This is a genomic window from uncultured Subdoligranulum sp. (assembly GCF_937890665.1).
Genome location: NZ_CALADU010000220.1, coordinates 1 through 9683 on the forward strand (window position 1 = coordinate 1; position 9683 = coordinate 9683).

The 9683-nt window shown below is 53.1% G+C and carries 9 protein-coding genes; all 9 read right to left on the reverse strand.

Going from position 1 to position 9683, the window contains the following annotated elements:
* Nucleotides 1-731 precede the first annotated feature (731 nt).
* Nucleotides 732-1025 carry an autorepressor SdpR family transcription factor gene (locus tag Q0526_RS12700; protein ID WP_298734214.1) on the reverse strand — a complete coding sequence of 98 codons (294 nt, stop codon included), beginning with the start codon at nucleotides 1023-1025 and terminating at the stop codon, nucleotides 732-734.
* 16 nt (nucleotides 1026-1041) lie between these two features.
* Complete coding sequence (locus Q0526_RS12705) at nucleotides 1042-1737, reverse strand: ABC transporter ATP-binding protein (protein WP_298734217.1); 696 nt, start codon at nucleotides 1735-1737, stop codon at nucleotides 1042-1044.
* Complete coding sequence (locus tag Q0526_RS12710) at nucleotides 1721-3136, reverse strand: hypothetical protein (protein WP_298734219.1); 1416 nt, start codon at nucleotides 3134-3136, stop codon at nucleotides 1721-1723. Before Q0526_RS12710 ends, Q0526_RS12705 begins: the two co-directional genes overlap by 17 nt.
* A gap of 8 nt (nucleotides 3137-3144) precedes the next feature.
* Nucleotides 3145-3471 (reverse strand): hypothetical protein, encoded by a 327-nt coding sequence (locus Q0526_RS12715; protein ID WP_298734221.1) that lies wholly within the window; start codon nucleotides 3469-3471, stop codon nucleotides 3145-3147.
* Nucleotides 3425-4591, reverse strand: coding sequence for a helix-turn-helix transcriptional regulator (locus Q0526_RS12720; protein WP_298734226.1), 1167 nt, complete (start codon nucleotides 4589-4591; stop codon nucleotides 3425-3427). Before Q0526_RS12720 ends, Q0526_RS12715 begins: the two co-directional genes overlap by 47 nt.
* Before the next feature lie 472 nt (nucleotides 4592-5063).
* Entirely contained in the window at nucleotides 5064-5648 is a 585-nt protein-coding gene (locus Q0526_RS12725; RefSeq protein WP_298734229.1) for an Rnf-Nqr domain containing protein, read from the reverse strand.
* Between the two features lie 36 nt (nucleotides 5649-5684).
* Nucleotides 5685-7343 (reverse strand): RnfABCDGE type electron transport complex subunit D, encoded by a 1659-nt coding sequence (locus Q0526_RS12730; RefSeq protein WP_298734232.1) that lies wholly within the window; start codon nucleotides 7341-7343, stop codon nucleotides 5685-5687.
* Nucleotides 7336-8649 carry an electron transport complex subunit RsxC gene (rsxC, locus tag Q0526_RS12735; protein ID WP_298734235.1) on the reverse strand — a complete coding sequence of 438 codons (1314 nt, stop codon included), beginning with the start codon at nucleotides 8647-8649 and terminating at the stop codon, nucleotides 7336-7338. The genes Q0526_RS12730 and rsxC overlap by 8 nt, the downstream gene beginning before the upstream one ends.
* A gap of 43 nt (nucleotides 8650-8692) precedes the next feature.
* Nucleotides 8693-9520, reverse strand: a complete 828-nt coding sequence (locus Q0526_RS12740; protein ID WP_298734238.1) for a Cof-type HAD-IIB family hydrolase — start codon at nucleotides 9518-9520, stop codon at nucleotides 8693-8695.
* Nucleotides 9521-9683: the final 163 nt, after the last annotated feature.

The following is a 9683-nucleotide window of genomic DNA, read 5'->3' on the forward strand; positions in this document are numbered from 1 at the left end:
CTATTCAATTTTGACTTTATTCTACACGATACGGAAGGATTTGGCAAGTATTTTAATTTCTGAGAAAGCGGCCGTAAGCTAAAATTCGTTTATATTTCCTGACAACTTGTCGGGAAAATTCATGTTCTGCTTTAGAAAAAGCAATCGAAACGATTGCGTAGCCGACACCATAAGGTGTCGTTCAAGGGGATTGGGATGCTTCCCCAACAAGCAATTTACAAAAATGTGCAACGCAAGATTTCTGTAAATTAGCAAAGTGGTACCACTTTGCATTGCTTGCCAATAACTGAACCGTTTTAATAAATTCCCAAGTTGGAAATAATTTTGTAGTTCCACTTTATACTCGATTGGGATAAAGCTATTTGAATAGCTGAGTGGATGAGCAGGCATAAAAAAGAGGGCCTCCGAAAAAACGGAAGCCCTCTACCCATTTACTTTGCCGCAACTTGCGGCGAAGTAACCGGAAACAACTTGGTATTAACTTGGAAGCGAATTCTCATGCAGATGGTTTCTCACAAATTGGCAAGCAATGCAAACCTGTACAGGTTTACTGAATTTTGCACATCTGCCTATTCGTCAGCTGCGCAAAATGCTTGTTGGGGCAACATCCCCAAACCCCTTCGAACAACAACTGCGTTGTTGGCTTAGTTCTCCTGTAATCTTTGGCTGATATCGAATCAGGATCTATTAGGGCGATTTGGTTAAGTCCACCGAATTTTCCCTACGCCTTTTCAAATATCAGTATTCTTTGATTCATATGAAGTGCTATGGAGTACATCTTCGAGCCAGCCTATAATTTCATCCAAAGACGATGTATTTAATTGGTAAAAGATATGATTACCTTGCCTTGTCCGTTGGAGAAGGTTTGCTGAGTTTAAGACAGCTAAATGCCTGGAAACAGATGCGTCCGTAACGGGAAAATGATTGCAAATTTCTCCCGCAGACATTCTGCCGTTTTTGAGCATACAGAGTATCTCTGCTCGTATAGGATCGGCAAGCGCTTTTAATTTGCATTGTAGCGACATTCTGTGCTCCTCTATTTTACTCTACACACTTTTCAAAAAAGAGCTTTTCCAGTTCTTCAAAGTTTTTGGCGTTATCTGTCATGGAGATTTTTCTATTCTTGTCGAGGAAAATAATCCGATCACAAAAGTTTGACACAAGATCCAGATTGTGAATTGAAAATAAAATCATACTTCCCCGATCTCGGTACTCCGTCAGCAGTCTTTTTAATACGGCTGTGCTTTCTGGATCCAGTCCATTAAAGGGTTCATCCAAAATCAAATTCTTCGCACCTGATAGGAATGCCGCCATCATATAAATTTTCTGCTTCATTCCAAGGGAATAGTTTGCAATATAGTCATGTAAGCTATCCTCCATATGAAGAGCTTGCGATAATTCCTCTATCTGGGGGAGAATATTGTCTTCTGTCCGATGATAAAGCTTTACAATAAATTTCAGGTATTCTTCACCGGTGAGGTTCAAAAACATTCCTTTATCATCCGGCACATAAAATAAATGCTCTCTTGCCTGCATTTGGTGATGAGGAATTCCATCAATTTTTACAATACCGAAATCCTTGAAAGATGCCTCGACCATAGATGTCAGCAGCGTCGTTTTACCAGTTCCATTTCTGCCAACCAGAGCGTAAATACAGGAATCCGTCAGCGAGAAAGAAACCTTTTCTAAAATCTTTCTGCGAGAATAGGATTTCCCGAGCTCAATCACTTCTATCATTCAGTTCACCTCCTGTACGGCACGAATAAGCGATCTCAAGAAAAATAAGAACGACCCCGCACAGAGTAACAAAGAGTATCAGGGAGATCCCCGTACAATATTTTTGCCATAGATTAATCTCGATCACCGTCAAAACCAAAACCGCAATCAAAACATAAAACTTGCTGAGATTTCCGTGTAACAGCTCATTTGTGCTATTGGCGGTTCGGGGCATTTTGAAGTCAAACAGAACGCCGAGCCAGACACATACATAGTTTATGATCGTTCCATACAGCAATAACAGAATTGCATCTGGGAGTGAGATCTTTCTGAATATGAGGGTAGCGGCCCAGAACAGCAAGATCGTCACCTCTCCCCATAGAAAACCATGAAGCGTTTTCCAATAGAACATCTTCTGGGAAGAAATCGGAAGGAACGCATAAAATGTACGATTCCCATCGCTTGAATACGCTGTACTGGACACTGTATTGACGGCTGCGCAGGACACCAGCAAAAGAATCTCGATCTGATACGGGACAAGAAGCTCAGCCCCCAGAAGTTTTTTGGACAGCAAGCCTGTCAGCAGCAATACCGTTATGATATTTTTGATGTTTGAGAAAAATAGCAGTGCCTTATTTCTGGTAACACGCTTCCACTCAAGGAAAGAGTATGGATTTCGCACAAGACAATTTCTGCTATGAACCATACTGTTTTTGCGCTGAAATCCTTGTACATTCTGGTATGCAAGCAGATAGCAAGCGTTGATCTTTGTCCGCAGTCGGGCAGCGACGAAAAGTGTACCTGCGGCTATGGTCAGTGAACTGCATAGAATCAGTGTAACAGAACGGCTGGTCAGCATAGGGACCATAGTCATTCCCGCACCGGCATCCAGCAGCAAGACAATAGGTCCTGCAAATTGGAGAACAAGAAAAACATATCCAACAGACCGATGTGGGGTAATTGTTCCAATCGCTACAGACAGTAAAAATACAAGCAGATTAAGAGAAACCAACATTATCAAGCAATAAAGAACGGCGAAACTGACAGCCAGAGCGTTTCTGAAACAAAAGAGAAATCCTGCCCAATAGACCGCTATGCAGAGTTCTGCCTGTAGGCAGATCACTTTTTTCAAAAGCACAAAAATCACCGTACCGCTGTCGATGGGAAGGGGCAGTACATGCTCAATCTTCTCATTGGCAAACAGAAGATCGGGAATTTGATAAACCGCAATAAATGCACTGATTCCAAGCACGATTACGGCAAGATAAGAAAGATGTGTATGGAGTGGACCGGGAATATACGTCTTCAGGGCATACCAAACCATAAATCCTGCATAGATTCCTGCAATCAGCCCGGAGACAGAGAAAATAATAGATGGCTTTCGTTTGGTAAGGATTTTCAACAGTGTTTTGTCCGTCATAAGACTTCTTAAAGATTCATGCAATATGCAGCCATCATCACAACAAAGAGCAATGCAAAGATGACCGTATTCATCTTAGATAATCTTTTCTGCTTGATGAGAAGCATATTGATCAGAAGTGAAATCACGGGAAACAGCCATACGCCCAGGACACTTGGGATGGGATAATAAGTACCTCCAGACTGTAAAATAGAGATTTCCGGAGGCAGAACAAACAGCATGATCCCTGAAACCACGAACATCAAGATTACAATCGCAAAATTCAGGATAGCAAGTTTTTCATTGTTTTCAGTATAATTCCCACCGAGAAGTTTCTTTAATGCGTTGCGAATCATTTTTTACTTCCTTTCTAAGTTGGCTCAATTTATGTGAGATTTCAAAAAAGCGGTTATCATCTTTTAATTCAGCGAATATCGGATTGTCTAAAACTGAACTCGCTATACTATCTTTAATTGCCTGCTCACTGCGAACCATCATGTGCCCAAGCGTCAGATTTTCGTCGAACCACAAATCCATCAGGTCAAAATAGGGATCGCCATGAAACTGAATCGGATAGATTTTACTTGTGGCTAAATGAGTGTATTTTTTTAATACTTCTATCGTTTTTTCAGAATTTCTCTGTTTTGCATAGCATTGTGCAACTGCCAGATAGAATGGGAACACAATAGCCGGATGCAGTGTTTCAAGAGAAAAAGCATCAATCAATGCATATGCTTTTGATTGTGTTTCGTTAAACTTTTCGGGTTCATCCGCAACCACACCAAGATAACTGGCAAGAAGGTTCATCATCACCACAACATGCTGATACAGGCCAACCTGCAAGATTCCTTTGGCCTTTTTTATTTCTCCGGAACGTCGATAGGCACTGGCAAAAATCGGTTCATCCGAAGTAAAAGAAAAGTCAGGCTCACCCAACAATTCGAGTGCTTCATCAGAGCGATTCAGATATAACAGACACATGGCTTCCATACTGCGTGCCTGCTTTTTAAGGTCAATTTCATCTGCATGCTTTTGTATGCGCCTAAATAGGTCGATTGCATCGGTCAACAGTATGGATGCGCATTTCTGATCTTGAACCATGCCGCTATGCGACATATACAAACTACCAATTTGATACAGCAGGGGAAAACAAGAATAGTATTTTTGTGTCAGCTCAACACATTTTTGCTTTGCTGTTACAAAGGGTTCTGACAAAAAATTCTGCGATAATTGCTGAATACTGGATCGAATCTGCCGTTTAGACATCTGCGGCTCATATCCGAGTAGTTCATCAACCGTGATACTGAAATACGAGGCAATCCGTGGCAGCAATGTAATGTCAGGATATGAAGTTGAAGTTTCCCATTTTGATACTGAAGCTTTGGAAACGCCCATATATTGGGCTAAATCATCCTGCGTAATGCCCTGCTGACGTCTGCACTCGATGATCTTCTCGCCAATTTTTAGTTCTTTCAATGGCTCCGCCCCCTTTCGCTATTATTATACGAATCAGAATTTTGTAAAACAATGGAATCATAAGCAACATTGGTTGATTAAGTTGCTTGCTGAGAAACATTTTGTTTGTCATTCCACAGAAAGACCGGGCTCACCAATGATGATAAGCTGGTCTTTCTGTGTAGATTAGTTCGGTAAAGATGATTTCTTCAGCCTACGCCTTGACCATGTTCATGTGTTGTGCCCAAGCCATCTGATTTGTTGCCTTGTCTGGAGCTGGATTGCTCTCAAGAAGTTGCTTCTGGATCAGTTCCAACCTTATCCCAACGGAAGTTTGTTGATTACAAATGAAAAACAGGCACCGCCAAGATTTTCACCTTGGTAGTGCCTGTTCATTTTTAACCAATCCTGCCTGACAGATGCCATAAGTAGTAATTTTCGTGGATTACTGTTTTATGGCCACCCATCTATCGGACGGGCCTTTTTATGTTGTTTACGCCAGATGCAGGCCGTAGAATCCCACCAGAGACAGGGCCATAAGCCCCGCGGTGATGAGCTCCAGCGGTGCGCCCCGGAAGCTCTTGGGACAGCCGTCTACGTTCAGGTCCAGACGCAGTCCGGCAAAGCTGATCAGGGCGATGGTGGCGCCCAGACCGCCAAACAGGGCGAAGAGCAGAGCGGCGCCCAGGTTGTACCCCCGCTGGGAGATAATGAGGGCCGCGCCCATGGCGGCGCAGTTGGAGGTGATGGAGGACAGGCTCTCATCCAGGCGGCGGGACAGCTCGGGCACGCAGGAGTGCAGGAAGCTGCGCAGAGCCCACACCACCAGCGGGCCTACCAGAGCAAACACCAGGGTCTGGTAGTAGTCCAGAGCAAAGTGGTACAGCAGCTGGTCGGCCACCCAGGTGACCAGGGCGGTGAGGGTCATCACCGCCGTCAGGGCCGCGCCGGTGCGGCCCGCCTCCAGGGGGGGGTCAAAGGCCTGGGTGCGGGTTCCAATGCCCAGACAGTTGACCAGAATAAAGTTTTCCGACAGCAGGGCGGCCAGAGCCACCCCTGCCAGGTATACAGCGGTCATAGGACTGCCTCCTTCCATTTCCGGGGGAATAAGGACTTACACTTCGCCGTCCACATATTCCACACCCTCCGTATCCAGATTGGCCACAATGGACAGGGCCTGGTTGACGCAGTCGGTGACCGCGTTGCAGGTGGCGGTGGCGCCGGAGATGGTATCTACGGCGTTGCTGCCCGAGGAGCGGATGGTGCCCGACTTGCCCTTGTACTGATCCAGATAGTCGCTCTCCAGGGCCTGAGTACCGGTGCTGAGGGTCTCGTTGTGGCTGGTGATGGCCACGCCGGTGACCTCGCCGTTGGTGTTCACGCCCACCACCGCGGTCATCAGACCGCCGAAGCCGTGGGCCTGGACCTCCACGCAGTAGCCCACCAGGCCGTCATTGTTGTAGCCGGCGGTGATGCTCAGGGCGCCGGAGGCGCGGAAGGGAGTTTCCGTGCGGGTGGTGGCCTGGGGCATCACCTGGGACAGCAGCTCCTGCTGGAGCTTGGTCTCGGTGCGCACGGTGGCAAAGTCGGTGAGCTGGTGTACCCCAAAGACCATGCCGGCCATCAGGGCCACGGCCACAGCCAGCACGCCCCACTGGCGCACCTTCAGGCGCAGCTCGTCCAGGTACCCTTCGCCGGGCATGGTGCCCTCTCCCGCCCGGGAGAGCAGCCGCAGCTGGGGCTTGACAAATTTGATCTCGGCCAGGCTGGCACGCACCTGGGTGATCTGTTCCCGGGTGGCGGCAAACCGGCCCACGCCAAAGCGCCGGGGCATGCCGGTGCGGTCCAGCAGCCATACGCAGCAGTTCATGGTGAGGATGGCCCAGCCCACTCCGTCAGGATAGGAGCCAAAGTAGCGCAGCAGCACGGTGAGAAGGCCGCACCCCACGCCAAACAGGACCTGGCCGCGGGGGGGGACGGGGGTGGTGGAGTAGTCAGAGGCCATAAAGATGGCGCCCAGCATCAGCCCGCCGCTGAAGAGCTGGGCCAGCATCCAGGCCACACGGCCGCCGTCTCCCTGGGGAAACAGGAAGGTGAGCAGAGCCACGGTGGCAAGGAAGGCCAGAGGCGCCCGGGGCTGGATGACCCGGCGGGCCACTAAGTAAAGGCCGCCCAGAATCAGCATCATCACCGCCACGCTGCCCATGGCGCCTCCGTGCTGGCCCATCAGCAGCTGACCCACGCTCTGGGGGGGCAGCTGGCCGTTGTGGAGGTAGGACATGGGGGTGGCGGAGGTCACCGCGTCGGCGGTGGACAGCAGGCCGGGGTGCTGGAAGGCGTCCACCCAGTTGGTCATGATACCGGGGAAGGTGGTCAGCAGCATCCGCCCGGCCAGGGCGGGGTTCATGAAGTTGCGGCCCAGGCCGCCGTAGAGCTGCTTGACCACTACAATGGCAAACACGCCGCCCAGCACCGGCGCCCAGTAGGGAGCGGTGACAGGCAGAGTCATGGCCAGCAGCAGTCCGGTGACGCAGGCGGACAGGTCCTGGGTAGTGTCGGGGAGCTTCCGCAGACGGCGGTAGACGTACTCAGATACCACGCAGGTGATGACGCTCACCGCCGTCAGAGCCAGTACCCGGATGCCGAACAGGTATACCGCCATGCCCAGGGCGGGCAGCAGGGCCACGATCACGTCCAGCATGGTGCTGGAGATGCTGGACACCTGAGCGATCTGGGGAGGCTGGCGGCGGATGACAGGTCTGGAATCAGTCATGGGATGCACCTTCTTTCTTGGCCTGGCGCATCAGGTCCATCAGGGGAATGTGGGAGGGGCAGATGTAGGAGCAGCACCCGCAGTCCATACAGTCCTCCAGGTGCAGGTTGTCCAGCAGCTCCTTCTCCCCCAGGCGCATGGCCCGGTAGACCAGAACGGGGTTTAAGTCCATGGGACAGGCGGAGACGCAGTGGCCGCACTTGACGCACACCATCTCCGGCTGGTTGACGTTGTGTTCCTGGGCCGTGAGGCACAGCAGGGCGTTGGTATTCTTCACCACCGGGGCATCCAGGTTTTCCTGGATCATGCCATTCATGGGGCCGCCGGTAAGGGTGATGGCCGCCTCCTCCCGCAGGCCGCCCGCCGCCTGGAGCAGGCAGCGCAGCGGGGTGCCGATGGGTACCCACAGGTTTCGGGGCCGGGCCACCGCGCCGCCGCTGACGGTCACCGCCCGGTGGGTCAGAGGCTCGCCGGTGAGCAGGGCGTGGCGGATGGCGTACACGGTGGCTACGTTAAAGACCGCGCAGCCCACATCCAGGGCGGACTGTCCCGGAGACACCTCCCGGCCGGTGACGGCGCGGATGAGCTGCTTTTCCATCCCTAAGGGGTAGCGGGTTTGGATGGTGACCAGTTCCACCTCCCGCTTTTTCCGGCGCAGGCGGCGCTCCAGAAATTCCACGGCGTTGAGCTTGTCTCCCGCCACCACCAGGATGGCCTTCTCGGCCCGCACCAGGCGGCTGAGCATCTGCACAGCCTGGAGGATCTGGTCGCCCTTCTCCAGCAGCAGGCGGTGGTCGGCGGTGAGGTAGGGTTCGCACTCGGCGGCGTTGACAATGAGGACCTCCGTCTTGCCCACCGCCTGGCGGATGCGCAGGTGGGTGGGGCTGGCGCCGCCGCCCAGGCTGGTGATGCCCGCCTGGCAGATGCGCTGGAGAGCCTCCTCCCGGTTCATCCGCTCCCAGTCCATGGGCAGGGGCAGGTCGGGATAGGGGGTGTTCTTGAAGTCATTTTCAATGACTACCGCGTCCCACTTGCCTCCCCAGGGGTGGGGACGGGGCTCAATGGCCTTCACCCGCCCGGACACGCTGGCGTGGACGTATACCCCGTCGCCGGTGGGCTTGGCGATGACCTGGCCCACAGTGACCAGGTCGCCTTTTTTCACCACCGGCTCCGCGCCGCCCTCCGCGCACATCACCAGAGGGATGACCACCTCTTTGGGCGGCTCCTCCAGGGGCACGATGGGCTTGCGCCGGGTGCTTTCCTTATGGGAGGTGGGGTGTACCCCGCCTAAAAATCGAGTTCTCATAGCTTGCCTCCATAGCCCCGCAAGGGGCGAGTCTGGCGTATCGTTATTGAGGGAACCACTGCTCCAGGATCTGGGCCACGCCGTTCTCCCGGTTGGAGGGGGCGACGAGGTCAGCGCACTGGAGCACATCCGGAGCGGCGTTGGCCATGGCCACGCCCACTCCGGCCTTCTGGATCATAGTCAGGTCGTTGGTACCGTCGCCAAAGGCCGCGGCTTCCAGCAGGTCCAGTCCCAGATGGCGGCACAGGGCCTCCAGCGCGTCTCCCTTGGTGGCGCCCGGTGCGTTGAGCTCCAGATTGGTGGGCAGGGAGATGGACTGGATAAGCTGGGGGAACTGCTCCGAGAGGAGCTTCATGGCCTGGGGACGCAGCGCCAGGTCGGGGAAAAAGGACTGCATCTTCTGCACCGTGTCGCCGCCCTGGGCCATGGCGGCGGGCAGGTCGTCCACCGGCAGGCGGTTGGGACCGATGATCATGCGCACCACCGGGTCGGGGATATAGTGCTCCAGGTGGTCCAGGAACTTTCGGGGCATGATGCCCTTGTCGTTCTGGTAGCAGTCCACGGTGCAGCCCAGACCCTCCAGCAGGCGGTAGACCGCCTGGGCGGTGTCCAGGGGGATTTCGGCCCGGTAGAGGACCGTGTCGGTTTCCCGGTCATACACCTTGGCCCCGTTCATCAAAATAAAGTAGCGCAGGAAGGGCAGCTCCTTCAAAAAGTCGGGCACGCCCCCGAAAAACCGGCCGGTGGCGATGACCACCTGGGCGCCGGACGCAGCGGAGCGCTCCAGGGCGGCGCGGCTGCGGGGGGTGAGATGCTTTTTCTCGTCGAGCAGGGTGCCGTCCAGGTCGGCGAGGATCAACTTGGGCACCATGGCTTAAAACCTCGCGCCGCCGAACTCGGCCAGCTTCAGGTTCTTGTTCCGGTCCTGCACCCACTGGATGGACCACTGGGAGGCGAACAGCAGCAGCTGGTTGCCCTTGTAGTCCTCCACCAGCTTGGCGTCGTTGGGCAGCAGCAGGTCCTCCTCCTTGAGG

What these genes read in the sequence shown, in the direction of transcription:
- Q0526_RS12700 (WP_298734214.1), bottom strand. Translation starts at nt 1,025, where the DNA reads ATGTCGCTACAATGCAAATTAAAAGCGCTTGCCGATCCTATACGAGCA.
- Q0526_RS12710 (WP_298734219.1), bottom strand. Translation starts at nt 3,136, where the DNA reads ATGACGGACAAAACACTGTTGAAAATCCTTACCAAACGAAAGCCATCT.
- Q0526_RS12740 (WP_298734238.1), bottom strand. Translation starts at nt 9,520, where the DNA reads ATGGTGCCCAAGTTGATCCTCGCCGACCTGGACGGCACCCTGCTCGAC.
- Q0526_RS12715 (WP_298734221.1), bottom strand. Translation starts at nt 3,471, where the DNA reads ATGATTCGCAACGCATTAAAGAAACTTCTCGGTGGGAATTATACTGAA.
- Q0526_RS12725 (WP_298734229.1), bottom strand. Translation starts at nt 5,648, where the DNA reads ATGACCGCTGTATACCTGGCAGGGGTGGCTCTGGCCGCCCTGCTGTCG.
- Q0526_RS12705 (WP_298734217.1), bottom strand. Translation starts at nt 1,737, where the DNA reads ATGATAGAAGTGATTGAGCTCGGGAAATCCTATTCTCGCAGAAAGATT.
- rsxC (WP_298734235.1), bottom strand. Translation starts at nt 8,649, where the DNA reads ATGAGAACTCGATTTTTAGGCGGGGTACACCCCACCTCCCATAAGGAA.
- Q0526_RS12730 (WP_298734232.1), bottom strand. Translation starts at nt 7,343, where the DNA reads ATGACTGATTCCAGACCTGTCATCCGCCGCCAGCCTCCCCAGATCGCT.